This is a genomic window from Aurantimonas marianensis (genome assembly GCF_024195285.1).
Lineage (GTDB): Bacteria > Pseudomonadota > Alphaproteobacteria > Rhizobiales > Rhizobiaceae > Aurantimonas > Aurantimonas marianensis.
Genome location: NZ_JALHBS010000020.1, coordinates 1 through 26,125, shown reverse-complemented (window position 1 = coordinate 26,125; position 26,125 = coordinate 1). Strand labels below are relative to the sequence as shown.

At 64.3% G+C, this 26,125-nt stretch carries 29 protein-coding genes, 1 other RNA gene and 1 riboswitch; of the genes, 9 read left to right on the top strand and 21 right to left on the bottom strand.

Annotation, left to right across the window (positions count from 1 at the left end):
• The 3 genes from MJ956_RS03910 to MJ956_RS03900 form a co-directional block, all read right to left on the bottom strand.
• A partial coding sequence (locus MJ956_RS03910; RefSeq protein WP_253963172.1) for an AbrB/MazE/SpoVT family DNA-binding domain-containing protein occupies window positions 1-79 on the bottom strand: 79 nt, incomplete at its 3' end.
• Between the two features lie 123 nt (window positions 80-202).
• A complete protein-coding gene (gene ruvC / locus MJ956_RS03905; protein WP_423724795.1) occupies window positions 203-721 on the bottom strand; it encodes a crossover junction endodeoxyribonuclease RuvC in 519 nt (172 codons plus the stop codon).
• Between the two features lie 131 nt (window positions 722-852).
• Window positions 853-1,602: a YebC/PmpR family DNA-binding transcriptional regulator gene (locus MJ956_RS03900; protein ID WP_253963167.1), complete on the bottom strand. Its 750-nt coding sequence runs from the start codon at window positions 1,600-1,602 to the stop codon at window positions 853-855.
• Between the two features lie 82 nt (window positions 1,603-1,684).
• Here MJ956_RS03900 and MJ956_RS03895 point away from each other — a divergent pair, with 82 nt between their 5' ends.
• The 3 genes from MJ956_RS03895 to MJ956_RS03885 all read left to right on the top strand — a co-directional run bounded on the left by MJ956_RS03895 (window position 1,685) and on the right by MJ956_RS03885 (window position 3,878).
• Window positions 1,685-2,215 (top strand): GFA family protein, encoded by a 531-nt coding sequence (locus tag MJ956_RS03895; RefSeq protein WP_253963166.1) that lies wholly within the window; start codon window positions 1,685-1,687, stop codon window positions 2,213-2,215.
• A 165-nt stretch (window positions 2,216-2,380) separates the two neighbouring features.
• Entirely contained in the window at window positions 2,381-3,010 is a 630-nt protein-coding gene (locus MJ956_RS03890) for a tetratricopeptide repeat protein (RefSeq protein ID WP_253963165.1), read from the top strand.
• A 43-nt stretch (window positions 3,011-3,053) separates the two neighbouring features.
• Window positions 3,054-3,878 carry an MBL fold metallo-hydrolase gene (locus tag MJ956_RS03885; protein ID WP_253963164.1) on the top strand — a complete coding sequence of 275 codons (825 nt, stop codon included), beginning with the start codon at window positions 3,054-3,056 and terminating at the stop codon, window positions 3,876-3,878.
• Between the two features lie 21 nt (window positions 3,879-3,899).
• Here the strand turns inward: MJ956_RS03885 and MJ956_RS03880 are convergent, their stop codons facing one another.
• From MJ956_RS03880 to MJ956_RS18740, 3 genes are all read right to left on the bottom strand, one after another.
• Window positions 3,900-4,703: a TerC family protein gene (locus tag MJ956_RS03880; RefSeq protein ID WP_253963163.1), complete on the bottom strand. Its 804-nt coding sequence runs from the start codon at window positions 4,701-4,703 to the stop codon at window positions 3,900-3,902.
• Between the two features lie 122 nt (window positions 4,704-4,825).
• The gene (locus MJ956_RS03875; protein ID WP_253963162.1) at window positions 4,826-5,647 is read right to left on the bottom strand and encodes a TIGR00282 family metallophosphoesterase; all 822 of its coding nucleotides are present in this window, start codon (window positions 5,645-5,647) and stop codon (window positions 4,826-4,828) included.
• A complete protein-coding gene (locus tag MJ956_RS18740) occupies window positions 5,647-5,775 on the bottom strand; it encodes a hypothetical protein (RefSeq protein WP_256477722.1) in 129 nt (42 codons plus the stop codon). The genes MJ956_RS03875 and MJ956_RS18740 overlap by 1 nt, the downstream gene beginning before the upstream one ends.
• 163 nt (window positions 5,776-5,938) lie before the next feature.
• Here MJ956_RS18740 and MJ956_RS03870 point away from each other — a divergent pair, with 163 nt between their 5' ends.
• The gene (locus MJ956_RS03870) at window positions 5,939-6,430 is read left to right on the top strand and encodes a CAP domain-containing protein (RefSeq protein WP_253963161.1); all 492 of its coding nucleotides are present in this window, start codon (window positions 5,939-5,941) and stop codon (window positions 6,428-6,430) included.
• Here the strand turns inward: MJ956_RS03870 and MJ956_RS03865 are convergent, their stop codons facing one another.
• The 3 genes from MJ956_RS03865 to MJ956_RS03855 all read right to left on the bottom strand — a co-directional run bounded on the left by MJ956_RS03865 (window position 6,431) and on the right by MJ956_RS03855 (window position 8,460).
• Window positions 6,431-7,003 (bottom strand): 5-formyltetrahydrofolate cyclo-ligase, encoded by a 573-nt coding sequence (locus MJ956_RS03865; RefSeq protein ID WP_253963160.1) that lies wholly within the window; start codon window positions 7,001-7,003, stop codon window positions 6,431-6,433.
• A gap of 125 nt (window positions 7,004-7,128) precedes the next feature.
• Window positions 7,129-7,284: non-coding RNA, 6S RNA (ssrS, locus tag MJ956_RS03860), on the bottom strand.
• A gap of 90 nt (window positions 7,285-7,374) precedes the next feature.
• A complete protein-coding gene (locus MJ956_RS03855) occupies window positions 7,375-8,460 on the bottom strand; it encodes a 2'-deoxycytidine 5'-triphosphate deaminase (protein WP_253963171.1) in 1,086 nt (361 codons plus the stop codon).
• An 85-nt stretch (window positions 8,461-8,545) separates the two neighbouring features.
• Window positions 8,546-8,623: riboswitch (SAM riboswitch) on the top strand.
• A gap of 63 nt (window positions 8,624-8,686) precedes the next feature.
• Between MJ956_RS03855 and MJ956_RS03850 the strand changes: the two genes are divergently transcribed.
• On the top strand, window positions 8,687-9,886 hold the full coding sequence (locus MJ956_RS03850) for an O-succinylhomoserine sulfhydrylase (RefSeq protein ID WP_253963159.1): 1,200 nt from the start codon (window positions 8,687-8,689) through the stop codon (window positions 9,884-9,886).
• Window positions 9,887-9,898: 12 nt separating this feature from the next.
• On the opposite strand, the gene MJ956_RS03845 is transcribed toward MJ956_RS03850, so the two are convergent.
• Window positions 9,899-10,504, bottom strand: coding sequence for a CDP-alcohol phosphatidyltransferase family protein (locus tag MJ956_RS03845; RefSeq protein WP_253963158.1), 606 nt, complete (start codon window positions 10,502-10,504; stop codon window positions 9,899-9,901).
• Between the two features lie 99 nt (window positions 10,505-10,603).
• Between MJ956_RS03845 and apaG the strand changes: the two genes are divergently transcribed.
• Entirely contained in the window at window positions 10,604-10,996 is a 393-nt protein-coding gene (apaG, locus tag MJ956_RS03840) for a Co2+/Mg2+ efflux protein ApaG (RefSeq protein WP_253963157.1), read from the top strand.
• A 35-nt stretch (window positions 10,997-11,031) separates the two neighbouring features.
• On the opposite strand, the gene MJ956_RS03835 is transcribed toward apaG, so the two are convergent.
• From MJ956_RS03835 to MJ956_RS03825, 3 genes are read right to left on the bottom strand one after another with little or no spacing between them, the layout of a single operon-like run.
• Window positions 11,032-12,060, bottom strand: coding sequence for an Hsp33 family molecular chaperone (locus tag MJ956_RS03835; RefSeq protein WP_253963156.1), 1,029 nt, complete (start codon window positions 12,058-12,060; stop codon window positions 11,032-11,034).
• Window positions 12,053-13,012, bottom strand: coding sequence for an ornithine carbamoyltransferase (gene argF, locus MJ956_RS03830; RefSeq protein ID WP_253963155.1), 960 nt, complete (start codon window positions 13,010-13,012; stop codon window positions 12,053-12,055). Before argF ends, MJ956_RS03835 begins: the two co-directional genes overlap by 8 nt.
• Before the next feature lie 10 nt (window positions 13,013-13,022).
• Window positions 13,023-14,237 carry an aspartate aminotransferase family protein gene (locus tag MJ956_RS03825; RefSeq protein WP_253963154.1) on the bottom strand — a complete coding sequence of 405 codons (1,215 nt, stop codon included), beginning with the start codon at window positions 14,235-14,237 and terminating at the stop codon, window positions 13,023-13,025.
• Between the two features lie 251 nt (window positions 14,238-14,488).
• Here MJ956_RS03825 and MJ956_RS03820 point away from each other — a divergent pair, with 251 nt between their 5' ends.
• Window positions 14,489-15,436: a DUF5996 family protein gene (locus MJ956_RS03820; protein WP_253963153.1), complete on the top strand. Its 948-nt coding sequence runs from the start codon at window positions 14,489-14,491 to the stop codon at window positions 15,434-15,436.
• A gap of 224 nt (window positions 15,437-15,660) precedes the next feature.
• Window positions 15,661-16,212 carry a GcrA family cell cycle regulator gene (locus tag MJ956_RS03815; protein ID WP_253963152.1) on the top strand — a complete coding sequence of 184 codons (552 nt, stop codon included), beginning with the start codon at window positions 15,661-15,663 and terminating at the stop codon, window positions 16,210-16,212.
• Window positions 16,213-16,325: 113 nt separating this feature from the next.
• Here MJ956_RS03815 and phoB read toward each other — a convergent pair whose 3' ends face one another.
• The 8 genes from phoB to MJ956_RS03775 form a co-directional block, all read right to left on the bottom strand.
• A complete protein-coding gene (phoB, locus tag MJ956_RS03810) occupies window positions 16,326-17,063 on the bottom strand; it encodes a phosphate regulon transcriptional regulator PhoB (protein ID WP_253963151.1) in 738 nt (245 codons plus the stop codon).
• A gap of 5 nt (window positions 17,064-17,068) precedes the next feature.
• Window positions 17,069-17,806, bottom strand: a complete 738-nt coding sequence (gene phoU / locus MJ956_RS03805; RefSeq protein WP_253963150.1) for a phosphate signaling complex protein PhoU — start codon at window positions 17,804-17,806, stop codon at window positions 17,069-17,071.
• Between the two features lie 26 nt (window positions 17,807-17,832).
• Complete coding sequence (gene pstB / locus MJ956_RS03800; RefSeq protein ID WP_253963149.1) at window positions 17,833-18,645, bottom strand: phosphate ABC transporter ATP-binding protein PstB; 813 nt, start codon at window positions 18,643-18,645, stop codon at window positions 17,833-17,835.
• A gap of 20 nt (window positions 18,646-18,665) precedes the next feature.
• On the bottom strand, window positions 18,666-19,946 hold the full coding sequence (gene pstA / locus MJ956_RS03795) for a phosphate ABC transporter permease PstA (RefSeq protein ID WP_253963148.1): 1,281 nt from the start codon (window positions 19,944-19,946) through the stop codon (window positions 18,666-18,668).
• The gene (gene pstC / locus MJ956_RS03790; protein WP_341482690.1) at window positions 19,939-21,321 is read right to left on the bottom strand and encodes a phosphate ABC transporter permease subunit PstC; all 1,383 of its coding nucleotides are present in this window, start codon (window positions 21,319-21,321) and stop codon (window positions 19,939-19,941) included. Before pstC ends, pstA begins: the two co-directional genes overlap by 8 nt.
• A gap of 80 nt (window positions 21,322-21,401) precedes the next feature.
• Window positions 21,402-22,439 (bottom strand): substrate-binding domain-containing protein, encoded by a 1,038-nt coding sequence (locus MJ956_RS03785; protein WP_253963147.1) that lies wholly within the window; start codon window positions 22,437-22,439, stop codon window positions 21,402-21,404.
• 168 nt (window positions 22,440-22,607) lie between these two features.
• Window positions 22,608-23,897, bottom strand: a complete 1,290-nt coding sequence (locus MJ956_RS03780; protein ID WP_423724793.1) for an ATP-binding protein — start codon at window positions 23,895-23,897, stop codon at window positions 22,608-22,610.
• Window positions 23,898-24,035: 138 nt separating this feature from the next.
• Window positions 24,036-25,178 carry a hypothetical protein gene (locus MJ956_RS03775; protein ID WP_253963146.1) on the bottom strand — a complete coding sequence of 381 codons (1,143 nt, stop codon included), beginning with the start codon at window positions 25,176-25,178 and terminating at the stop codon, window positions 24,036-24,038.
• 208 nt (window positions 25,179-25,386) lie between these two features.
• Here MJ956_RS03775 and MJ956_RS03770 point away from each other — a divergent pair.
• A partial coding sequence (locus MJ956_RS03770) for a trehalase-like domain-containing protein (protein WP_253963145.1) occupies window positions 25,387-26,125 on the top strand: 739 nt, incomplete at its 3' end.

Here is a 26,125-nt window from a genome sequence, read left to right as displayed (position 1 = left end):
CCTCGCTGCCCGGCACGATGCCAAGATGATCGCGGATCGCCTTGGGAATCGTGACCTGCCCCTTTTCAGTGACGCGCATCGGGCCTTCCACTTCGGCAACGGGAAAAGTAATACCTGTAAAGTATTACCTAGCGATGCGATTGGAACAAGTCAAGAACATTCCTGCCACGTCCACTGCGCGCGACACTGGCCGCGTGCCCCCTCAGCGCCCCGCCATCAACGCCCGGGCCTGTGCCGATTGGCGATGATGGGTGTGGCAGATGGCGATGGCGAGCGCGTCGGCCGCGTCATCGGTGTCGAAGCTGGCCTTCGGCATCAGCACTTTGACCATCATGTGGATCTGCTTCTTGTCGCCATGTCCGACGCCGATGACCGCTTTCTTCACCGCGTTGGGCGCGTATTCGGCGACCGGCAGGCCGGCGAGCGCCGGCACCAGCATGGCGATGCCGCGCGCCTGGCCGAGCTTGAGCGTGGCGACGGCATCCTTGTTCACGAAGGTCTGCTCGACCGCCGCCTCGTCGGGCTGATAATGGTGGATCACCTCGGTCAGCCCGTCATGCAGCTGGCGAAGCCGGGAGGCGAGATCCAGCTTGTTGTCGGAGGTCACCGTGCCGCTCGCAACGAAGCGCAGCGAATTGCCGAGGGTCTCGACGACGCCCCAGCCGGTGCGCCGAAGACCCGGATCGATGCCGATGATGCGAATGGGTGCCTCCTGCAACACTTCCTTAACCTCCGATCCCAGCCGACTCGGAGCGCATCAGACAGGCAAATCATAAACAGAAAGAGAACAAAAGGGGAGCGCCTCGCAAAAACGCATCGGAAGGATCGGAGGGAGGCGGAGATCGGCGCACTTCAGGCGGCCGAAAGCTTCGCCATCACCTCGTCGTCAACCTCGAAATTCGCATAGACGTTCTGCACGTCGTCGTCGTCTTCGAGATTGCCGATCAGCCGCATGACGCTTTCGGCCTTGTCCTCGTCGACCGGGGTGCCGGTCTGGGGCCGCCAGATCGCCTTGACGCTTTCCGCCTCGCCGAGGGATTGCTCCAGCGCCGTCGACACCTCGTTGATATCCTCGAAGGCGGTGATGATCGTGTGGCCGCTCTCGTCGGAGATCACGTCGTCCGCGCCGGCCTCGATCGCCGCTTCCATCACCGTGTCCGCATCGCCCACCGAAGCCGCATAGATGATCTCGCCGACATGATCGAACATGAACGCGACCGATCCGGTTTCGCCGAGCGCGCCGCCGGATTTGGTGAAATAGGAACGCACGTTCGAGGCGGTGCGGTTGCGGTTGTCGGTCAGCGCCTCGACGATGACGGCAACGCCGCCGGGTCCGTAGCCCTCGTAGCGGACCTCGTCGTAGTTCTCGCTGTCGCCGCCGGAGGCCTTCTTGATGGCCCGGTCGATATTGTCCTTAGGCATCGACTGGGCCTTGGCGTTGTTGATCGCCAGCCGCAGGCGCGCATTCATCGACGGGTCGGGAAGGCCAGCCTTCGCCGCGACCACGATCTCGCGCGCGAGTTTGGAGAACATCTTCGATCGGACAGCGTCCTGACGACCCTTCCGGTGCATGATGTTCTTGAACTGTGAATGGCCGGCCATGGAAAACCTGTCGATCGGATTGGAAGAAAAGCTGCCTGTCATATAAAAAATGCCGCGGGAAACGTCCAGAACGAGGTTCGCGATGCCTGATATCCGCCCGCCCGATGCCGACCGGGGAAAGCACCGTCTCAGTGTGCGTCTCCCGGCTCTGCCGCTCACCGGCGGCTGCCAGTGCGGCCAAGTCCGCTATGAAATCCGGAAAGTCCCCTTCGCCTTCTACCTTTGTCATTGCACCGAATGCCAGCGCCACACGTCGAGCGCCTATGGCGAGAGCCTGCGCGTGGAGTCCGCCAGCGTCGTCATCACCGGCACCTTGAGAACCACCCGGCGCAGTTCGGAAAGCGGCACGGTCCGGCTCGGCGACTTCTGTCCCGAATGCGGCGTGCGCATCCAGCATCGCTCGGAGGGCAATCCGGATCGCCTCAACATCAAGGCCGGCACGCTGGACGACACGTCATGGCTGGCACCGGCGGGGCATATCTGGGTGCGCTCGAAACAGCCCTTCGTGGCGATTGGACCGGACGAACTCGCCTATGACCGCCAGCCGGAGGATGGCTCGCAGAGGATCGTCGCGCGGTGGCGGGAGATGCTCGCCGCTGGCGAACGGTGTTGATTCCGGTGCGACGACATGTAGCCGCGACCGACTTCGGCGATGACGCCAATATGATTTCGTCCCGACGCTCCATGCGCTAGCCTTGCTTGATGGTCGGCGAGCCGTCACCGGTCATGGTCGTACGGCCGCCATCATGTCGATCGACCAGATGAAGGAGATCGGGATATGCGACTCGATGGCATTCGATGGGGTGCGATGGCTCGACGCTTCGCGGTACTCCCCGCCCTTCTTGCGCCCCCTGCCGGAGTGGCGACGGCTGAGACACCACAGGAGGAATCCGCCGGCGCCATTGCCGTCGAGGCCGCGCCGGCGGAGCTCTTCGCCGCATTGAAAAGCGCGACATCGGAAGCCGAGGGACGCGCGGCGGAGACCGCGATCTGGCGTTTCTGGATGAGCGCGGCGCCCGATCCCATCGCGCGGCGCCTCGTCGACGACGCCATGAAGCGGCGCGGCGACTACGATTTCGCGGGCGCACGCCAACTCCTCGATAAAGCGATCACGCGTGCGCCGGCTTACGCCGAGGCCTTCAACCAGCGCGGCTTCATCCGCTTCCTGCAGGACGATTTCGACGGCGCGCTCGAAGACGTCGATCGCGCCATCGAACTCGAACCCAGGCATTTCGCGGCCATGGCCGGACGGGCACATATCCTGATGCGTCAGGGGCGGTTTCGGCTGGCCCAGGCGCAGTTGCGGGAGGCGGTCAACATCCACCCGTTCCTGAAAGAGCGCACGATGCTGGTGCCACCGGTCGGCACCACACCTGCGAAGCCGGCGGGCGACGGCTTCGATTTGTGACCGCTTTGGGCCGCCCGGCCCGTCGCTTCAAAGGATCCAGCCAATGCACCGTGTCTTCGCCTTCGCTTTGCTCGCAGCCTTGCTGATCCTCGCGCCGCGCGAGGCCGCCGCCCAGTCCGTTCCGAGCACCTGCATCGCCGTTGCGGAAAACCTCCCTCAGACACTCCGCGCGACCTACGTCTTTCTGGACGCGAAGGCGCCCATCCGCCTGGCCCAACGCGGCCGGGACGAGGTTCGCATCACCTATGTCCATCATTCGACCTATCTGATCGAAAGCCCCAACGGCGTAACGGCGGCCACCGACTATTCCGGTTTCGCCGGTCCGACCGTACCGGACGTCGCCACCATGAACAGGGCGCACACGACCCATTTCACGGAGTTTCCCGACCCGGCGATCGATCATGTCCTGAAGGGCTGGAATCCGCAGGGCGGCCCCGCTCGTCATGCCCTTACCGTCGACGACATGTATGTGCGCAACGTACCGACCGACATCCGCTCCATCGGCCGTGGACTTGAGCCGGACGGCAACTCGATCTTCATCTTCGAGGTGGCGGGGCTGTGCATCGGCCATCTCGGCCATCTGCATCATCGCCTGACCGACGAGGATTACGCACAGATTGGCCGTCTCGACATTTTGATGGTGCCTGTCGACGGCGGCTATACGCTCAGCCAGGAGGGCATGGGCGAGATCGCCAAGCGGCTGCGCTCCTCGATCGTCCTGCCGATGCATCGCTTTCGCGGGCCGATCGACCGGTTCCTCGATCGGCTGCCAGACTTCGCGGTTGACCGGCGCGCGGAAAACAGTTTCACCGTCTCGCTCCGCACGCTTCCCAGCCGGCCGACGGTGATCGTTCTCGCCGGTGTGTGACGCCGCGCTGTCTCGCCCCGCTCAACCGATCGTCGGCGGCCCGCCATGCGCTTGCGCCGGGACGGTGCCGCCCGTCCCAGCTTTCAATGCCGCGGCCTTCTGCCGCTTGCGCCGCGCCAGCATGTTCAGCCCTTCGACCAGGGCCGAAAAGCTCATGGCGGCGTAGATGTAGCCCTTCGGCACATGCACGCCGAAGCCGTCGGCGATCAGCGTCATGCCGATCATCAGGAGAAAGCCGAGCGCCAGCATGACGATGGTCGGATTCGCCTCGATGAAGCGCGACAGCGGTCCGGCCGCGGCCAGCATCACGACGACGGCAACGATGACGGCGATGAACATGATTCCGAGCTCGTCGGTCATGCCGACGGCGGTGATGATCGAATCGATCGAAAACACCAGATCGAGCAGCAGAATCTGGAAGATCGCGGCGCCGAAGCTCAGCGTCGCGGCCTTGCCGATCATTGTGTCCGGGTGATCGTCGGGATCGACGCTGTGATGGATTTCCTTCGTCGCCTTCCAGACGAGGAACAGCCCGCCGGCGATGAGGATGAGGTCACGCCAGGAAAAGCCGTGGTCGAAAGCCTCGAACAGCGGTTCGGTGAGCTGCACGATGAAGGCCACGGTCGACAGCAGCCCCAGCCGCAGGATCAGCGCGAGACCGATACCGATGCGGCGGGCCCGCTGCCGGTGTTCTTCCGGCAGCTTGTTCGACAGGATCGAGATGAAGATCAGATTGTCGATGCCAAGCACCACCTCCATCACGATCAGTGTGATGAGGGCCGCATAAGCGGTGGGGTCGGCGAGGAAGGCAAAGAAGTCGGCCATCGGGGCTCCTGAAGCGCGAAAGGTCGGCTGGAGCAGCGGACCAGAAAATGGAATCGGTTTTTTTATCGATCCGATGCTCCGTCGGAAGTCTGGAGCGCGCCGCGCCGAAGGACAGAGGGCCGCTACCAAAATTCCGGCAATGCGCCGGAAAGCCTCGGCCCGATCCGAACCGGCGCGATTTTCTCGGCAAGGCCGGTACGGTCGGATATCTCGACGGCAAGACCGGCGAGCGTCGCGGGCCCCTGTGCCGCCTCGAAGCGGCCGCGCGGCACCTTGGCGACGAAGCGGTTGATCGGCTCCTCCTTTTCCATGCCGAGGGAGGAATCATAGTCGCCGCACATGCCCGCGTCCGACTGATACGCCGTGCCGCCGACGAGGATCTGGTAGTCGGCCGTCGGAACATGGGTATGGGTACCGACGACGAGGCTCACCCGGCCGTCGAGGAAATGCCCGAAGCACTGCTTCTCGCTGGTCGCCTCGGCATGAAAGTCGATCACGATCGCGTCGGCCTGCTCGCCGAGCGGACAGGCGGAGACCAGTTCGTCGGCGCAGGCGAAAGGGTCGTTCAGATCCGGCGACATGAACACCCGGCCCATGATGTTGGCCACGAGCACGCGCGCGCCGTTTCTGGCTTCGAACAGCCCCGACCCGTTGCCCGGCGTGCCCTTGGGATAATTGGCCGGCCGGATGAAGCGATCATGGCGCGTGGCGAACGCCAAGGCCTCGCGCTGATCCCAGACATGGTTGCCGGTGGTCATCGCGTCGGCGCCGGCCTCCAATGTCCGCAGAAAAATCTCTTCGGTAATGCCGAAACCACCGGCCGAGTTCTCGCCGTTGACGACGACGAAATCGAGCTTCCAGTCGGAAATCAGGCCGGGCAGCTTGTCGTAGACGGCGCTGCGGCCCGACCGGCCGACCATGTCGCCAAGAAAGAGAAAACGCATCAGTCGCGCCCGCGCCGGCTGAAAAGTCCCGCCTCGATGGGAGCGTCTTCATACTTCGGTGAACATTCTTCCGACATGATGACGGGTTCTTGGCCTTGCAGGCGTGGCCAGGGGAAGCGATCGATCATGCCTAGTCCTTTGCGGTCCGCGGTCCTGCGCACCAAGCTAGGACGATGGTGCGTTGAAGGAAGAACGACGAGCGCCGCATCCGGTCGCGCACCGGAACGGGCATCGACTACCTGAGGGTGTTGCAAAGTCATGAAAGCATTCATTCAGCGTCGTGCAAACGGATTGAGACTCGCTCTTACGCGATTTCTGGTCCTTTTTCCGGTCGCGCTCCTTGCCGCCTGTGTCGGCGCGACGGGGGCGATCGACGTCACCTCGACCAAGCCGCTCTCGGTGGATCGCGGGACGGCCCTCGCCTCGATCAACGCCTTCCGGGCGCAAAACGGGCTTGGGTCCGTCCGCTTCGACGCCGTGCTGGACAAGGCCGCCGACCGGCAGGCCCGGGCGATGGCGGCGCGCGGCGATCTCAGCCATTCGCTCGACGGCGCGCTGCCGAGCCGCGTGACGTCGTTCGGCTATAACTGGGCGGCCGTCTCGGAAAATATCGGCTGGAACTACCGTTCGACGCCAGCCGTCATCGCCGGCTGGAAGAACTCCCCGGGCCACCGCCGCAATCTGTTGAATCCCAACGTGACCGAGATCGGTTTTTCCGCCGCGACCGGCAGCAACGGCCAGCCCTATTGGGCCTTGATCCTCGGACGCCAGAAACAGCGCTGATCACGGCCCATCGCGAAGGATCGCCTCGCGCTCGGTGACGATCGCATGCAGCGGGATATCATGGGGCTCGGTCGGCACGACGTCCACTTCCTGCACCGCGAAGCCGACGCCGATCAGGCGCGGCGCCTTGCCCTTGTCGCGCAGTTCGGCGATCGCCGCGTCGTAATAGCCGCGACCATAGCCGATGCGGCCGCCGCTTCGATCGAACGCCGCCAACGGCACCAGCATGACATCGGGATCGAGAACCGCCGCGTCCGGTGCCGGCGCGTAGGTGCCGAAGCCCTGGGGCTCCAGCGGTGCGCCGCGCAGAAGCTCCCGAAACCGCAGCCGGTCCTCCACGATCGCCGGGACGCACAGCCGCGCGCCCCGGTCGGCCAGCGCCATCATCAATGGCCTGATGTCGATTTCGGTGCGGATCGGCAGGAAGCCGGAGACGACGGAGCCGGGCTCGACCGCGACCAGATCCGTGCAGCGGTCGACGACCGCGAGCGAGGCTTCGATTCGCGCTTTCTCCGTCATCGCATCTCGCCGCGCCAGCGCTTGCGCGCGTAGACGCTGCTTTTCTTGCCGCATGTCGTGGTCCCTCGTCACCCTGCGAATGGGAGTGTGGGATATCACCCGTGATGAGCAAGAAAAAGATGCGAGCAAGGGCCGGGCCACCCGAAGACGATCGTCCCGACACATGGCCGGAACGAGAATGGCGAGCCACCCGGCCGATGGAGATGTCGAACCCGGGAACCTACAGAGTAGGTGGGCGCCGTGTGCCCCGGCCCACGAGCCAAGGCAGGGACAGCTCCCTGGGAATGACTAAGGCCCCGAGATAATGTTACCCCTGTCGCACCGCGCAGCCCGCCGAAACCAGATATAGGCCGGGATCGCCGCACTATCCATAGCGGATACGCTGCCGCACGGCGTTTATTCGCACCTCGCCAGGTCCACCCGCCTCAAACGAAATGCTTCGACAGCTTCAGGCCCTGGGCCTGGTAGTTCGATTTGAGATCGAGGCCATAGAGGCGGTCGGGCAAAGCCTGCATCCGCTCATACACCAGCCGCCCGACGATCTGCCCGTCCTCGAGGATGAACGGCACGTCGTGACTGCGGACCTCGAGCACGGCACGGCTTCCCGTTCCCCCGGCCGCCGAATGGCCAAAGCCCGGGTCGAAGAAGCCGGCGTAATGGACGCGGAACTCGCCGACCAGCGGATCGAAGGGCGTCATCTCCGCCGCGAAGGCGGGCGGCACATGCACCGCTTCCTTGGACACGAGGATGTAGAACTCGTCCGGATCGAGCACGAGTTCGCCGGTCTTGCCGCGATGGATCGGCTCCCAGAAATCGGCCAGCGGATAGGCCCCGCGGCGGTCGACGTCGACGACGCCCGTGTGCCGCTTGCCGCGATAGCCGACAAGCCCGTCGGCGCCCCCGGCAAGGTCGATCGACAGCGCGATACCGCCGCCGGAGATGTTGGCCTCGAGCGCTGTCGTCAGCCGTTCATGGGCGTGAAGATCCGATAATTCCGCCTCGGACAGCAGCGGTTCGCCGGTGCGAAAACGGATCTGCGACAGGCGCGAGCCCTGCCGCAACAGGATCGGAAAGGTGCGCGGCGAGATTTCGAGATAGAGCGGTCCTTGATAGCCGGCGGGCAGCTTGTCGAACTCCTGCCCCCCGTCGGCGAGCACCCGCGTGAAGATGTCGAGCCGGCCGGTCGAGGATTTGGGGTTTGCCGTCGCCCGGACATCCTCCGGCAGTTCGAGGGTTTCTAGCAACGGAACGACGTAGACGCAGCCGGTTTCCAGCACCGCGCCCTCGGCCAGGCTGAATTCGTGCAACTGGAAGCGCGCGAGCTGCTCGGCGACGGTCCGCCCCTGCCCCGGCAGAAAGCTTGCCCTGACGCGGTATGCCTTCGGTCCCAGCCGCAAATCGAGGCTGGCCGGCTGGATCTGGTCGGCATCGCGCTCAATCGGCGCGACGATCGCGTCATTCTCGAACAGCGCCGCGATCTCGCGATCGGGCAAAATTCCGTCGGTCATCAATTGTCCCGTCATTGCCGGTATATGCTTCGCCCGCGGGCGGCCGTTTGGTCCTCGATTGACGCCTAACGGGATCAGGTCTATTTGCAAAGTCGAGAGTGGTGATTTGGCCGGCCGGCTTGCAGCCACGTAAAACAAGTCGCTAAAGGGCCGATCCGACGATGGGGTACTCGATGGACCGGCCTCGCGGCATGCCGCGGCCGGTTTTTTGTTGTTCGGAGAAAAAGCGATGCTGAAGAAAGCGGATGGCGGGCGCAAGTTGAGGCCGGCTACGGCGATGGTCCATCGCGGCACCATGCGCTCGGGTTTCGGCGAAACTTCCGAGGCTTTGTTCCTCACCCAGGGCTTCGTCTACGACAGCGCCGAGGCCGCCGAGGCGCGTTTCAAGGGCGAGGAGCCCGGCTTCATCTACAGCCGCTACGCCAACCCGACGACGCGCATGTTCGAGGAGCGGATGATGGCGCTGGAAGGCGCCGAGGATGCGCGCGCCACCGCGTCCGGCATGGCTGCGGTCGCCGCCGCCATGCAGTGCCAGGTGACGGCCGGCGACCATGTCGTCGCGGCCCGCGCTTTGTTCGGCTCCTGCCGTTATGTCGTCGAGACCGTGCTGGCGCGCTGCGGCGTCGCCTGCACGCTGATCGACGGCCGCGACCTCGATGCGTGGCGCGCCGCCGTGCGGCCGGAGACCAAGGTGTTTTTCCTCGAGTCGCCGACCAATCCGACGCTGGAGGTCATCGACATCGCCGCGGTCGCCGAGATCGCCCATGCGGCCGGCGCCCGTCTGGTCGTCGACAACGTCTTCGCCACGCCGATGCAGCAACGGCCGCTGGAGCTTGGCGCCGACGTCGTCGTCTATTCCGCGACCAAGCACATCGACGGTCAGGGCCGCTGTCTCGGCGGTATCGTCCTCTCTTCGAAGAACTGGATCGACGAGTATCTGCACGATTATTTCCGCCATACCGGCCCGTCATTGTCGCCGTTCAATGCCTGGACGCTGCTGAAGGGCCTTGAGACGCTGCCGCTGCGGGTCGCCCATCAGACCCGGTCGGCGGCGCGCATCGCCGATTTCCTCATCGAGCGGCAGGAGATCGCGAAGGTACTCTACCCCGGCCGCGCCGATCATCCGGACGCCGACGTCATCGTGCGGCAGATGAGCGGCGGCTCGACCCTGCTCGCCTTCGAGGTCAATGGCGGCAAGCGGGCCGCCTTCGCCTTCTCGAATGCGTTGGAGATCATTCTGATCTCGAACAATCTCGGCGACGCCAAGAGCCTGATCACCCATCCGGCGACGACCACCCACAAGAACCTCTCGCCGGAGGCGCGCGCCGAACTCGGCATCTCCGACGGTTTGCTGCGCCTGTCGGTCGGGCTGGAGGATGTCGAGGATCTGATGGAGGATCTCGAAGGCGCCCTGACGGCGGTCCGGTGAAAGACCGCCGGTTCAGCCGAAGCTCTTGAGGCTCAGCCGGATTCGCGACACGAAGGTCCAGGTCGTCATCGCCGCGAAGACATAGGCGATGACGGCGAAATATTGCGGAAACAGACAGAACAGTACGAAAGTCACGATCGTCTCGCTCGCCTCCGCGAGCCCGGTGGTGAAGAACAGCGACTTTCTGCCACGCTGCTCGGTGGCGAGCTTGCGTTTCTCGGCCATGATCGCGAAGGCAAGAAAGCTCGCGCCATTGGCATAGAAGCTCATCAGGAGAACCGCCGCCGCCAGCCCGTTCGCCGCCGGATCGAGAATCGCGAAGGCGAGCGGGATCGCGCCGTAGAAGACATAGTCGAAGACGATGTCGAGATAGCCGCCGAGATCGGTGGGACGGGTCTGCCGCGCCACCGCCCCGTCGAGCCCGTCGGCGAGCCGGGACAGCAGCAAGAGGGCCAGCCCCGCCCAGAGTAAGCCGAAGGCGATCGTCGCCGCGGCGGCCAGACCGAGAACGAGGCCGGCGACCGTGACGGCGTTCGCGCCGACGCCCCGGCGACACAGGACGGCGGCCAGCCGGTCCATCGTCGGGTCAATCCGTTTCTTCAGGACACCGTCAAGCAAAGTCTTCCCCGTCTCGAACTTCCCATGAAGCCCGATTGACCGTGGCGCGCGGCACCGCGATAAAGGGCGCGGCGAGGCGACAGGCATTTGGAACGGGCCATGTACAAGGCGACGACCCACGAGATCACGGTCACTGTGATACCCGCCTATCTTGAGGACCAGTCCCAACCGGACGCCGGTCGCTGGTTCTGGGCTTACACGGTCGAAATCACCAACGGCAGCCGTGAACCGGCGCAACTGCGATCACGATATTGGCACATCACTGATGCCAACGGTCATGTCGAGGAGGTTCGCGGCCCTGGCGTCATCGGGGAAGAGCCGGTGCTGTCGCCTGGTGACAGCTTCACCTACACCTCCGGCTGCCCGCTGGGCACATCCTCCGGCTTCATGCGCGGCCATTACGAGATGCAGGGCCTCGACGGCAGGTTCTTCACGGTGGATATCCCGGCGTTCTCGCTGGACGTACCGATGCGACAGCGGGTGCTGAATTAGGCCGAGACCATCGATTTGAACGCGGTCTGATCCGTCTATTCTGAAGCCGGCGCGTCGCCCGACGTCGCGTCGGCCTCGAATTCCGCCGGGTCGAACTCGTAGCCCTCGCCACAGAACTCGCAGGTGACCGCGATCCTGCCGTCCTCGACACTCTCGCCGATCTCCTCCCGGGAAAAATTCGACAGGACATCCCGAATTCGCTCGCGCGTGCAGGAACAGTCGTCGGCGACCGGATTAGCCGGGAACACCCGCACCCCGCGCTCGTGAAACAGCCGGAACAGCAGGCGCTCCACGCCGACGTCCGGGTCGGCCAGCTCGGACGCATCGATCGTGTCGACCAACGCGCGGACCTCGACCCAAGCGTCGTCCGGCTCGAAGCTCCCCTCGGGATCGTCGACGCCTTCCGGCGCGTCGCCGCCCGGCAGATCGGGCAGACGCATGCGCTCCGGCGCCTCGGGCAGGAACTGCGCGATCAGCCCGCCGGCCCGCCAGCCCTCGACGAAGCCGTGCTCGCCGCGCCGTGCGATCCTGGCGACAGCCAGCTTGACCGCCGTCGGGATCTGCTCCGACTGGCGGAAATAGGCCTCCGCCACCTCTTCCATCGACGTGCCGTTCAGCTCGACGATTCCTTGGTAACGTTGCATATAGGCGCCCTGATCGACGGTGAGCGCCATGACGCCCTTGCCCAGAAGCGTCTCGGAATTCGCCGTCCCCGCGTCAATCGCGGCTTGCAGCTTGGCCTCGTCGAAGCGGGCATAGGCCCTGACGCTCGACGGCGTGGCGAAATCGACGACGAGAAGGTCCACCGGCCCGTCCGTCTGGGTCTGGGCGATGAATTTGCCGTCGAATTTCAGCGACGTGCCGAGCAGGACGGTCAGCGCGATCATCTCGGCAAGCAGGCGCGACACCGGCTCGGGATAATCGTGACGCCCGAGGATCTGATCCAGCATGGGACCGAGCTGGACCGCCCGGCCGCGCGCTTCCAGCGCCTCGACGTTGAAGGGGACCACGGCGTCGTCGCCGGCATAGCCGAACTCGCCGAGCGCGCGTTCCGCCTCAGCCATGCGTCCTACCCGCGCCCCGCTCCGCCGGACCCGTCCCGACCTCGTCGAAACCCCCGGCCAGGATCGACTTCTGGGCGTGCAGCCGGTTCTCGGCTTCGTCGAAGACGACCGACTGCGGGCCGTCGATGACCGCGTCGGTCACTTCCTCGCCGCGATGGGCCGGGAGACAATGCATGAAAAGCGCCTCGGGCTTGGCATGCGTCATCAGGCGCTCGTTCACCTGATAGGGCATGAAGACATTGTGGCCGCGCGCTTGCTCCTCGCGGCCCATGGACACCCAGGTATCGGTGACGACGCAATCGGCGCCGCTCACCGCTTCCACCGGATCGTCGGTAGTTAGGATCGAGGCCCCCGCATTGCGAGCCCACTCGACGAAGCGCATGTCGGGCCCCGATCCGGCGGGCGTCGCGACCCGCAGCGAAAAATCGAACCGGGCAGACGCCTCGACGAAGGACGACAGGACATTGTTGCCGTCGCCGGTCCAGGCGAAGGTCTTGCCGCGTACCGGTCCGCGCTTTTCCTCGAAGGTCAGGAGATCGGCCATGATCTGGCAGGGGTGCGTGTCGTCGGTCAGCCCGTTGATCACCGGCACGGTGGCGAATTCGGCCAGTTCCATCAGTCGCGCGTGCGCGGTCGTACGGATCATGATCGCATCGACATAGCGCGAGAGCACCCGTGCCGTGTCGGCGATCGTCTCCTCACGGCCAAGCTGCATTTCAGCGCCCGACAGAAACAGCGTCTCGCCTCCGAGCTGACGCATGGCGACGTCGAACGACACCCGGGTGCGGGTCGAGGGCTTGTCGAAGATCATCGCCAGCACCTTGCCGGCGAGCGGCTTCGGACCGTTTCGACCGAGCGCCTTGCGCGTCGTCGCGTCGCTGATGATGGCTCGCAGGTCGTCCTTTTCGACCGCCGCGATATCGAGAAAATGCTTGGGATGTCCATTCACCATGATTTCGGCCTCATGCGCTCTTGCGCTGGTTGCCCAGCGACAGGGATGCAACGGCGGCTTCGATACGGACCATCCCTTCCCGGACTTCGTCGGCCGTCAGGATCAGCGGCGGCAGGAGTCGGACGACATTGTCGCCGGCCGGAACCGCCAGGAGCCCCGCTTCACGCATGCCTGCCACCAAGTCGGTGTTGAGTACCTTGGCCTTGAGGCCGATCAAAAGGCCTTCGCCGCGGATCTCCTCGACGACGTCGGGATAGCGATCGGCGAGCGAGGCCAGCGACTGCTTGAACAACAGCGCTGTGTCGCGGACGTGATCGAGGAAACCGTCCGCCAGCACGATATCCAGCACCGCGTTGCCCACGGCCATGGCCAGGGGATTACCGCCATAGGTCGTGCCGTGGGTTCCTGGCGTCATGCCGATGGCCGCTTCCGCCGTCGCCAGGCACACCCCCATCGGGAACCCGCCGCCGAGCCCTTTGGCCGAAGCCAGGATATCGGGCACGGCACCCGAATGCTCGTAAGCGTAGAGCGTGCCGGTTCGTCCAATCCCGGTCTGCACCTCGTCATAGATGAGCAGAATGCCATGCTTGTCGCAGAGTTCACGCAATCCCCGCAGGCACTGGGGCGGAACCGCGCGGATGCCCCCTTCCCCCTGAATCGGCTCGATCAGAATCGCGGCGACGTCCGGCGCGGCCGCGGCCTGTTTCAGCGCTTCGTGGTCGCCGAACGGCAGTTGATCGAAGCCCTCGACCTTCGGGCCGAAGCCTTCGAGATATTTCTTCTGGCCGCCGGCTGCGATCGTCGCGAGAGTGCGACCGTGGAACGCGCCCTCGAAGGTTAGAATCCGGAAGCGCTCGGGCGCGCCCCTGACGAAATGATAGCGCCGCGCGGTCTTGATCGCGCATTCCAGCGCCTCGGCGCCAGAATTGGTGAAAAAGGCGCGGTCGGCGAAGGTCGCGGCGGTCAATCGCTCGGCGAGGCGCCGCTGGCCGGGAATCTCGTAAAGATTGGAGACATGCCAGAGCTTCTCCGCCTGCTCCTTGAGCGCGGCGACAAGATGCGGATGGGCATGGCCGAGAGAATTGACCGCGATGCCACCGCCGAAATCCATGTAACGTCGGCCATCGCGCGTCTCCAGCCAGACGCCCTCGCCGCGCTCGAAGGCGAGATCGGCGCGGGCGTAGGTCTCGAAAAGAGGCGATTGATGGTCCTTGCTGTCAGCCATGGCGATCGACTTCGCTGATGATCCGGTGCGGCTCCCGGCGGGATCGTCACGGATCAGGTTCTGGAAACGTCAAAGCCTGCCGAAAGGGCAGGCTTTGCGGGTCGCTCCGAAGGTGTCGGAAACCGAGCTATACCACGGCGGGTCGGGCGGGTGTCAATGAAACCCCCGGAAGGATAGTATCGGAAGCGATCGTTTGCCGCGTCGGCAACCGCCTTCGCCGCGAGGGCATTTTCCGGGACGAGGTCGATTGAATGAAGCCTGAGTGGCCCGCCATCTCCTTTCCGGCCTGGCAGGAGACCTGCAAGGCCCTTCATCTGTGGTCGCAGATCGTCGGCAAATATCGGCTCGCCCATACCCCCTGGGTCAATCATTCCTGGCATGCCACCCTCTATGTCACCCCACGCGGATTGACGACGGGTCCGATCCCGGATCCCGGCGGCGCCGTCACGCTTCGGTTCGACTTTTGCGACCATGCTCTTGTGGCCGAAGCCGCAAGCGGTTCGCGTGAAAGCTTTCCGCTGGAGCCGATGAGCGTCGCCGCGTTTTTCAACCGCACCAAGCGATTGGTCATGTCCGTAGGCGGCGAGCCTACCATTCATGGCCACCCGAACGAACTGCCGGACGTCGTTCCATTCGCCTCCGACACCGACGAGCGGCCCTACGACGGCGACGCGGTGCGGCGCTTCCACCAGGCCCTTATCCAGATCGATCGTGTTTTCACACGTTTTCGCACGGGCTTTGTCGGCAAGGTCAGCCCGGTGCATCTCTTCTGGGGCTCGTTCGATCTCGCCGTGACACGTTTTTCCGGCCGCCCCGCGCCTATACATCCTGGCGGTTTTCCGAACTTGCCGGACGCGGTGACGCGTGAGGCCTACAGTCACGAGGTCTCTTCGGCAGGGTTCTGGCCGGGCGGCGGTGGTATCGACGAGGCGATGTTCTATTCCTACGCCTACCCCGTGCCGGAGGGGTTTGCGGACCGTTCCGTGGAGCCGGTCGCCGCGCGCTTCGACGCGAAGCTCGGAGAGTTCCTGCTGCCATATGAAGCAGTTCGCACCAGCGCCGATCCGGACGCGACGTTGATGCGGTTCTTGCAGACGACCTACGAGGCGGCGGCCGAAACGGGCGACTGGGATCGGACCGCAATGGAATGCGAATTCGGCGTCCCCCGCGTGCCGCGAAAAATTCACGGGGTCGGTTAACGCCCCCTTAACCCACAAGCCTGGGGAAAAGCGCCAAAACGATTCGCGTGTGGCACGCTGGACTCTTGTCACAGAGTCCAGCGATGGGCTAAATTGCGATCAAGATACTAGATTTCGTGCGGCGGACCTAGTTCCTCAATAGATGTAGTGCACCCCCTCTCGCAACGGTTTGCGCGGGGTGAAGGATTCCGCCCGCCACCTATTTTTGCTGTAAGGAGCTTGTCATGGGCTGGACCGACGAACGCGTGGAGTTGCTGAAGCAGCTTTGGACGGAGGGCCTCAGTGCCAGCCAGATTGCCGACAAACTGGGCGGCGTCAGCCGCAATGCCGTGATCGGAAAGGTTCACAGGCTGAAGCTGGAATCGCGCGCGAAGGCTTCCAATGTCGCCGCGCCGGTTGTGGAGCGTCAGGCGTCGCACCATTTGAAGGAAGTCGAGACGGTCGAAATGGTGCAGCCGACCCGTATCGTGGCGGCACGGTCGGTTTCGGCTCGCTCGATGCCTCGTACACACGGTGCGACGGCGTTGAAAATGGAGCCCGAGGAGGTGGCGGAAGTGATCGCGGAGCCTCAACGCCAATCCGGCGAAGTGGTGCCGATCGCGCGCAAGCTTAGCCTTGTCCAACTGACCGAGAGCACCTGCAAATGGCCGGTGGGCGATCCGTTGAAGCCGGGTTTCCACTTTTGCGGCAACGGTTCGAACGAGTCTTCGCCCTACTGCGAATATCACGCATCGTTGGCTTTCCAGCCGGCTTCCGAGCGCCGCCGGGTGCGCTGACAAGCGCGCTATCTTCATTTTCGCTTGGAAAGCGGGACCGCCGTCCGGCGGTCTCCTTGTGGAGCGGAACCGCGGCGGCGATCGATACCGGGCCGGCGGAACCTGGCATCATGTTACGGTTGCGCGCGCTCCACCGCCCTTCTTGCCGACGATTTGGTGGCGGAGAATTGCTCGTCGAGCGCGTAGCCGGCACCGCGAACGGTCCGGATCGGATCTCGCTCGCGGCCGCGATTGATGGCCTTGCGCAGCCGTCCGACATGGACGTCGACGGTGCGCTCATCCACATAGATGTCCCGACCCCAGACGCCATCGAGCAGTTGCTCACGCGAGAACACGCGCCCCGGTGACTGCATGAAGAATTCCATCAGCTTGAACTCGGTCGGGCCCAGCCTGATTTCGCGGCCTGCCCGGCGAACACGGTGGTTCTCGCGGTCGAGATCGATATCGCCGGCGGCCAACAGCTTGGAGATTTTCTCGGGCTTTGCCCGTCGCAGCATCGCCCGGACCCGGGCGATCAGTTCCGGCGTCGAGAACGGCTTGACCACATAGTCGTCGGCGCCGACCGACAGGCCGCGGATGCGTTCGCTTTCCTCGCCCCGGGCGGTCAGCATGATGATCGGCAGTTTTTCGCTCTCGCCGCGCTGACGAAGTCTGCGGCAGAGCTCGACGCCGGACAGGCCCGGCAGCATCCAGTCCAGGATGAGGAGGTCGGGCAACTCTTCCTTGAGGCGCAGGTCCGCCTCGTCGCCCCGGGTGATGACATCGACCTGGTAGCCTTCGGCTTCCAGATTGTAACGCAGCAGGACGCCGAGCGCGTCCTCGTCCTCCACCACCGCGATGCGTGTAACCATGACCTTTACCCTTCGGGGCCGGCGGGCGGCAGGTTGGACCCCTGCTGCACCAAGGATGGCGTCGTGTCGCCCTTGGGACGCTCGGCCTCCATCTGCTCGCCGGTCTGGATGTAGTAGATCGTCTCGGCAATGTTGGTCGCGTGATCGCCGATCCGCTCGATGTTCTTGGCGCTGAACAGAAGATGCGTGCAGGCGGTGATGTTGCGCGGATCCTCCATCATGTAGGTCAGCAGTTCGCGAAAGATCGAGGTGTACATCGCGTCGATCTGCTCGTCATTGTCACGAACCGCCATTGCCCGAAGGTGATCGTGTTCGCCATAGGCGTCGAGTACTTCCTTCAACTGCACCAGCGCCAGCTCGGACAGATGCTCGATCCCACGCACGAGCTGCACCGGTTGCGAATGATCGTGCACGGCGATGACGCGCTTGGCGATGTTCTTGGCCAGGTCGCCGATGCGCTCCAGGTCGTTGGAGATCCGGATCGCGCCGACGATCTCGCGCAGATCGACGGCCATCGGCTGGCGCTTGGCGATGGTCCGGATCGCCCGTTCGTCGAGGTCGCGCTGAGCCGCGTCGAGCAGCACGTCATCGGCGACCACTGACTGCGCCAGATCCCAGTCGCTGCGCATCAAGGCCGCGACGGCTTGCTCGACCATGCGCTCGGCCTGGCCTCCCATCTCCGAAATCCGGCGCACGATGAATTTCAGTTCGTCCTCGTAGGACGTCACGGTATGCTCGGTCATCGGTGCGGTCTCCTCGTTCTTTTTGCTCACCCGAAGCGCCCGGTGATGTAATCCTGGGTCCGCTTGTCGTCGGGATTGGAGAACATCTTCTCCGTCGCCCCGACCTCTACGAGGCTGCCCAGATGAAACATTGCGGTGCGCTGCGAAACCCGCGCCGCCTGCTGCATGGAGTGGGTCACGATGACGATCGTGTAGTTCTGCTTCAACTCGTCGATCAGTTCCTCGATCTTGGCGGTCGCGATCGGATCAAGCGCCGAACACGGCTCGTCCATCAAGATCACCTCCGGCGACACCGCGATGGCGCGGGCGATGCACAGGCGTTGCTGCTGGCCGCCCGACAGACCCGTACCCGGCTCGTCGAGACGGTCCTTGACTTCCTCGTAGAGGCCGGCCTTGCGAAGGCTCGTGACCACGATGTCCTCCATCTCGGCCTTGGATTTCGCCAGGCCGTGGATACGGGGTCCATAGGAGACGTTGTCGAAGATCGATTTCGGAAACGGGTTGGGTTTCTGGAAGACCATGCCGACCCGGGCCCGCAATTCGACGACGTCGATGTCGGGGTCGTAGACATCCTGGCCGTCGAGCGTGATATGGCCTTCGACCCGCGCGATGTCGATCGGATCGTTCATCCGGTTGAGACAGCGCAGGAAGGTCGATTTCCCGCAGCCGGAAGGGCCGATCAGGGCTGTGACCTGACGCTCCTCGATGTCCAGATCGACATCGAACAAAGCCTGTTTCTGGCCGTAGTAGACCGACACCTTTTCGCCGCGCATCTTGATCGGGCGGTTCGCTCGCACTGCGGCTTCCTTCACCGGCGTCGTTTTCATATCGTTCAACATGACGGATTCCTGTCGCAAGATCACCAGCGCCTCTCGAAACGGCGGCGCAGAATAACCGCGGTGAGATTCATCACCGTTAGGAACATCAAGAGCACGACGATCGCGGCGCTGGTGCGCGCGACGAAGCCCCGCTCGGGACTGTCGAACCAGATGAAGATCTGTGTCGGAAGGGCGGTCGACGCGTCCACGATGCTGGACGGCGCCGACGTGATGAACGCATTCATGCCGATCAAGAGCAACGGGGCGGTCTCGCCAAGCGCCTGAGCCAGGCCGATGATCGTGCCCGTCAGGATGCCGGGCAACGCCACGGGAAGAACATGATGGCCGATGACCTGCATTTCGGAGGCGCCGACGCCCCTCGCCGCTTCCCGGATCGATGGCGGCACGCCCTTGAGTGCGCTGCGCGTGGTGATGATGATCGTCGGAAGCGTCATCAGCGCCAACACCAATCCGCCGACGAGAGGCGCGGAACGCGGCAATCCGAAGAAGCCCAGGAACAGCGCCAGCCCCAGGAGTCCGAAGACGATGGACGGCACCGCGGCGAGATTGTTGATGTTGATCTCGATGAAGTCGGTGACGCGATTTTTTCTGGCGTATTCCTCCAGATAGACCGCGGCGCCGACACCGAGCGGCACCGACACCGCGAGACAAACGAGGAGCAGGAAGAACGAGCCGATGATCGCGCCTTTGAGGCCGGCCAGCTCCGGAAACCGGCTGTCGGCATTGGTGAACAGACCCCAGTCGAATGTCGAGCGGATGCGTCCGTCCCGATCGAGCGCCTGATAGACCTCGATCTGCCGGTCGCTGAGCGGACGCCGGCTGGCATCGACGGTGGGATCGATCACGCCCTCGTAGAGCTGCTCATAGGGGTCGGACACCGGAACCCACACATCGAGCCCCTCGGTGACGGCGTCGCCGGCAGCGGCGATCGCATCCTCGACGTCGTATTGCGCGCCGTCGCTCAGCACCGTGGTGATCGCGCGGCGCTCCTTGCGTTCTTCCGTCGCGGGAAAGAGCGACAGGATCGCCTCGTTGACCGCTGCCCGAGGGCTTTTTTCCGCCGCCTCCTCGGCGCTGGAAAACGGCGGTATTTCGAGGCGGACCTGGGTCTGCGTCCAAGCGCCCATGGACGATGTGACGACCGATCCGACCAGGATCGCCAGCATGACCAGGGCAAAGGTGATCGCCGTGATGCCGTACAGCTTGAGACGCGTCTGCGCGGCCTTGCGTCGTTTCAGGCTTGAGCGAACCAACTGTTGCGTGCGGGAGGACTCGCCGCCTGAAGACACGATGTCAGTCATATTGTTCCCGGAAGTGCTTGACGACCTGCAGCGCGATGAGATTCAGGCCGAGCGTGGCGATAAACAGCGTCAGACCAAGACCGAAGGCTGCGAGTGTCTTGGGGCTGTCGAATTCCGTATCGCCGGTGAGCAGCGAGACGATCTGGACGGTGACCGTCGTCACGCCTTCGAGCGGATTGGCGCTCAGATTGGCGGTCAGGCCCGCGGCCATCACCACGATCATCGTCTCGCCGATCGCCCGGCTCGAAGCCAGGAGCACACCGCCGACGATGCCCGGAAGGGCCGCGGGCAGGACGACGCGCGTCACCGTCTCCGCCTTGTTGGCTCCAAGGCCGAACGAACCGTCCCGCAGCGATTGGGGAACGGCGTTCAGCGCGTCGTCGGTGAGCGAGGAGATGAACGGAATGAGCATCACGCCCATGACGAGGCCGGGCACGATTGCCGCCGTCGGCGAGACGGAGACACCGACCACTTCGCCCGCCCCCCGTATCGCCGGAGACACCACGAGAACGGCGAAGAAGCCGTAGACGATGGTCGGGATGCCAGCCAGGACCTCGATGAGTGGCTTGACCAGGCCGCGGATCGACCTCGGCGCGAATTCGGACATGTAGATCGCCGCGAAAAGCCCTACGGGCAGAGCGACGATCATCGCGGTCGTGGCGATGACGAAGGTTCCCACGAAGATCGGCACGGCTCCGAATGCGCCGGTGCTGCCAACCTGATCGGCACGAATGGCGATCTGCGGGTCCCATTTCGTTCCGAAGAAGAACTCGATCGGCGAGACCACCGCGAAGAATCGAAACCCCTCGAACACCAGAGAAAAGAAAATTCCCGCCGTGGCCAGGATCGACACGGTTGCGCAACCGATCAGCAACCATCGCAGAATCCGCTCGGCGTTGTTGCGTGCCTGGAACCGCACCCGGACTCGCGAAAGCACCCAGGCAATCGCGCCAGCTCCGATGAGCAGGAGGAGGGCCGCCAGGATCCACCGCGACAGGGTGGCAGCGCTCTTGAAGCGTTCCGCGGCTGCCAGAACCGCCGCACTGGGCTCGCCGAAGGTGATACCCACCGCGGCCTGCCGGACCTCGCCGACGATGAGGCTGAGCCGGGATGGGCTGAGGCCGTCCGTCACTGACGAAGGCAGCAGCGTGCGGATATAGGCGTTCAGTACGGCCGGCTCGAGCAACAGCCAGGCGACGATCAAGGTGAGACTGGGCACCAGCACCAGCAGCACCGCCAGATAGCCATGGTACTTGGGAAGCGAGTGGAGCCGCGCTTCGCTCGCTGCGCCCGAACGGCGCGCCTTGCGGCTGGCAAGAATGAAGCCGGCGATGCTCAACAGCACCGGAATGGCGAAGATGATGCTCAGAGGCACGACCAGGCTCCGTTGGGGTCCCGTCGACCCGGACAGGCCGACGGGACTGCTTGAAGGCGTAAGTTACGAAACGCCGGATGTCAGCCCTGAGGCGCTTCCATCGAGCCGCCGTTCACAGTCTTGTCCTGGACTTCCTTCAGCTTCTCCGCCTTCAGCGGAACGAGGCCGCGGTCCAACAGATAGCCATCCTGCCCCATCGCGTTCTCGCTGACATATTCCGCGACGAACTCGTTAAGGCCGGGAATCGCCTCGCGATGGGCGTTCTTGATGTAGACAAACAGCGGACGGGAAACCGGATATTCGCCCGATTCCACCGTCTCCTCCGACGGCGTGACGCCACCGACCTGCGCCCCCTTCAGCTTGTCCTGGTTTTCGAACAGGAAGGAATAGCCGAAGATGCCAAAAGCGCTCGGATCCGACTCCAGACGCTGCACGATGAGGTTGTCGTTTTCGCCAGCCTCGACGAAAGCGCCGTCGGTGCGCATGCGCTGGCAGACTTCGTCCTTGCGGTCCTCTTCGAGAGCGTCGATCTCTGGGAGTTCGGCGCAGCCTTCCTCCATGACGAGTTCGACCCAGGCGTCGCGGGTGCCGGACGTCGGCGGCGGGCCATAGACGAGGATCGGCTCGGCGGGCAGCGAGGCATCGATCTCGTTCCAGCTCTTGTACGGATTGGCCTTGATCTCGCCGTCGACGGGCACTTCGGCGGCAAGCGCCTTGTAGAGCTGCTCCTTGGTGACGGACAGATCCGGGCCGTTCTGCGACGACGCGAGCGACAGCGCGTCATAGCCGAGCAACACCTCGGTGATGTCGGTCACGCCGTTCTTCTGGCACAACTCCCACTCGGACGGCTTCATGGCACGCGACGCGCCGGTGATGTCCGGGGTCTGAGCGCCAACGCCTTCGCAGAAGATTTTCATGCCGCCGCCGGTACCGGTGGATTCGACAACCGGAGAGGAAAACTCCGACTGGTTCGCGAACTGTTCCGCGACGGCCTGAGTGTAGGGAAAAACAGTCGAAGAGCCGACGATCTGGATCTGGTCGCGGCTCTGCGCGCCGGCTTGGCCGGTCAAAGCGATTGCGGTGCCGAGTGCGAGGCCGGCGATGAGCTTGTTGTTCACGGGGAGGTCTCCTTGAGGAGTTTCGTTGAGAACCGAGCGGTTGAGTGCCACCCTGCTTGGCGGCTACGGTTCGCCGTCACCTCTATCGACGTCGCACGAACTCTATATGACAACTTGACCTCATTTTTATGACACCATAAATCATTGATTATTAATGGATTTTTCAGATTAAGCAGATTCCTGACCCGGGTCGGGGAAGCGGGCTGTGAAGACCGACCCCTCACCGATACGCGAAACGACCAGAAGCCGGCTGCGATGGCGAAGAAGGATATTGCGGACGATCGACAGGCCGAGACCGGTGCCGTGCTTGGCGCGCGAACTGCCCACATCCACCCGGTAGAAACGCTCGGTGAGCCGCGGCACGTGCTCGGCGGGAATGCCCGGACCGAAATCGCGAACTGATGCGTCGATCACCCGCTCGCCCCGTTCTCGGTTCCGCGACAGCTCCATTTCGACGCGCTTTCCACTCTCACCGTATTTGCAGGCGTTCTCGACGAGGTTGGAAAATACCTGGATCAGTTCGTCCTCGTCGCCGGCAACGACGAACGCCTCCGCGGGCGGCGAAAAATCGATCGTCACGCCAAGTTCCGCGGCGAGCGGAGTCAGTTGTGATCGAACCTTGTTCAAGACCGCCACCAGATCGGCGGACGTCGCGACGGGCATATGCCGTTTCATCTCGATCCGTGACAGCGACAAAAGATCGTCGATCAGCCGCGACATCCGCGCGGCCTGCTCCCGCATGATCCGCAGGAAGCGGTCGCGCGCGGCGGCATCGTTGCGGGCGGGCCCCTGGAGCGTCTCGATGAACCCGGTCAGCGAGGCCAGCGGCGTACGCAGCTCATGGCTCGCATTGGCGACGAAATCCGTCCGCATGCGCTCGATCCGCAATTCCGCCGTCCGGTCTCGGAACAAGATCAGGAAGAAATGCGGCCGCTCGCCCTGATGCGGCGGTATCGCCACGATCTCGGCTTGCCAGGTCCGCTCGGGCCGGCGCTCCTCGAGCATGGCCCGCGCCGGCTGGAGGCTTGCGATGGCGCCCTCGATCGTGGCGAGCAGTTCCGGCGAGCGAAAGCGAAGCGAAATCGGGTCGCCCAGCGCCATGGTGCCGAAGGCGATCAGCGAGGCCGGATTGCGGTAACGCAAGAGCATCGCGCGGTCGATGATGAAGCCCGGTTCCTGAAGCGCCTCGACGACCGCCTTCATGCCCCGCCCCGGCCAGACCACCTGCGTTCCCTCCGCGGCAGGAGCTCGTCCGCTGGCGCCTCCCCGTCCCCGCGGCCAGTGCATGACGAGCATGAGCACGACGAACACGAGCAGCGCGCCGATCGCCGCCTCGCGAACCCACCAGGCGAGAGCGCCAAGCGCCACCGCCGCGGCGATGCTCGTGCGCTTGGCGCGGTCGACACCGATGGCGCGGGTGGCGTCGGCGCCCGGTTCGTCTTCTGAACGTCCGGTCAACGCCATCGACATCCCGGTGCCGGAAAATTTGCGAATCGCGATGGAATCTGCATCGGGCAAGTCTACGGCAGTCCCGCCAGATTTCCATGACACGGTGACGGATTACCGCACTGCGCCGGACCAGCTGCGCTCATCGCTTCAGTCGACCGGCCGAAGGCGAAAACCGTAGACATTGAGGTCGCGCGCGTTCCTGCCGATGCCAGGACCGATCGCAAGCTGTGCTGCTCCGTCGGCGCCTGCCGGCACTTCCATGTCGAACACGAAGGTTTCCTCACCGATTGTCGTCGAAAACCGCTGCCGTCCACAGATCGTTTCGCCGGCGAACAGGCACCGGATGGTGAACTCGCGCGGCGTATCGTCGGGTGAGCCTACAGTCAATTCGCCTCGGACCGTCCGGCCGGCCAATCGGGCAACCACACCAGGCCCGATCAGTAGCGCGATTTCGGCCTCCTCCGTACCGGCCGGCCCCTCGATCTGGACGGCGGCGCGCCCCCCTGCCCCCTCGATCGCTCTCACACGGCCACCGGTTTCGGCCGCCACGCGGTCGATTTGCCCGCCGGCGAAAACCACGAACCAGCCTTGCTGAGAGGCCCCATCCGCGAGGCCGGCCGGCGATCCGGCACGGACACGGCCTCCGGCGGCCTCCCCGTCCGACCTTGCAGTCGACAGGTCAGATGACGGGCGTGTCAGTGCGAACCAGGCGGCCAGAGCAATGAGAAGCACGATGACGAGGCCGACCGCCGGGATCACGAGGCGCAGGAGCGTGCCCCGAGTCGGCCGTGCGCGGCGGCCGCCCGGCGACCAGGCGTCGTCGGCCGGCGCGATGCGGTCTTCCGCCCGCTCGGCAAAGGACGGCGGCGGATCGATCCCGTGCGCCCCCACCAGCCGCGCGTCGTCGGCCGCGGTCGCAGGCGCCACCGGTTCTTCGAGCGCCGCTCTCGGCACATCTCGTCCCTCGTCATCGAGCCAGCCTCGGGATGCCTCGCCAGCGAAGGCGTATTCGCCGTCGCCGGATGTGGCGCCCCCTGCGTCGATCGGGGCTCCCTCCCCGCCTTGCAGATCGTGACGTGTCGCCGGAGGATAGTCGGCTTCGACCGCTTCGATCGCCGCCATCAACTCGTCGCGTTGGCGATCCGCCGCCGCTTTGCTCCAATTCTTTTCCGTCACCACGCGAAGCATGGCGCGCTCGGCCGCCTCATAGACCGTGACGCGGAATTCCGGATCGGCCGCATTGCCCTTGTCGAGAGCGCGCCTCACCCCCCGTTCGATCGCGCTGGTCACGATTTTCCATCCCTGTCGGTAAGAAAAGCCGCGCCCCGATCGATATAGCAAAAGAGGCACGCCGGGCTTGTACCGGGGGGCGTGGCGGCATTCAATCCCGCATCTGCCGCGCACCGGCGCCCTGCTGATCGCGGTATGCGGATTTTACTTCATGTCGCGGCGACCGATATCCTGCAGCGCCGGAACTCGGCGAACGAACGAGTCAGCGATGTCGTCAAAGCAAGCGTTTGATATTCCCAGCCGCATCGCCGATCACGGCGTGATCGGCGACATGCGGACGCTGGCCCTGGTCGCCATAGATGGAACCATCGACTTTTTCTGCCATCCGAGCATCGACTCGCCGACGCTGTTTGCCGGCCTCCTGGATCCGAAGAACGGTGGTTTCTTCCGGCTGGCGGCCAGCGGCGGAAAGGAGGAGCGCAAGCATCGGCAGATGTATCTGCCGGACACCAACATCCTGATTACCCGGTTTCTGGATAATGACGGCATCGGCGAGGTCTGCGACTTCATGCCGGTGGACGGCTCCGGCCGCATCGTGCGGCGCGCCAAGGCCATCATGGGCGCGGTCACCTTCGAGCTGACGATCGCGCCACGGCCGGACTATGGCCGGCGCCCGCCTGTCATCCAGTCGATCGAAGGGGGTTTCACCGTCGGTTGGGAAGGGTCGAACGAAATCGTTTATTTCTACACGGAAATGCTCCTGGAGATCGACGGTGAAACCGTTCATGGCACTGCCCGCCTGGCCGAGGGCGAGACCTGCCATGTGGCGTTCTGTCCGGGTCGCAAGGACCAGCCGACGGTCGATGATCGTTACGTCGCCAAGGCGTCGTCGCGCACACGCGATTACTGGCACGAATGGGTCCAGAGCGGCACCTATCCGACGTTTTGGCGCGATCTCGTTGTGCGCTCCGCGCTGACGCTGAAGCTTCTGACCTCGTCCGAATACG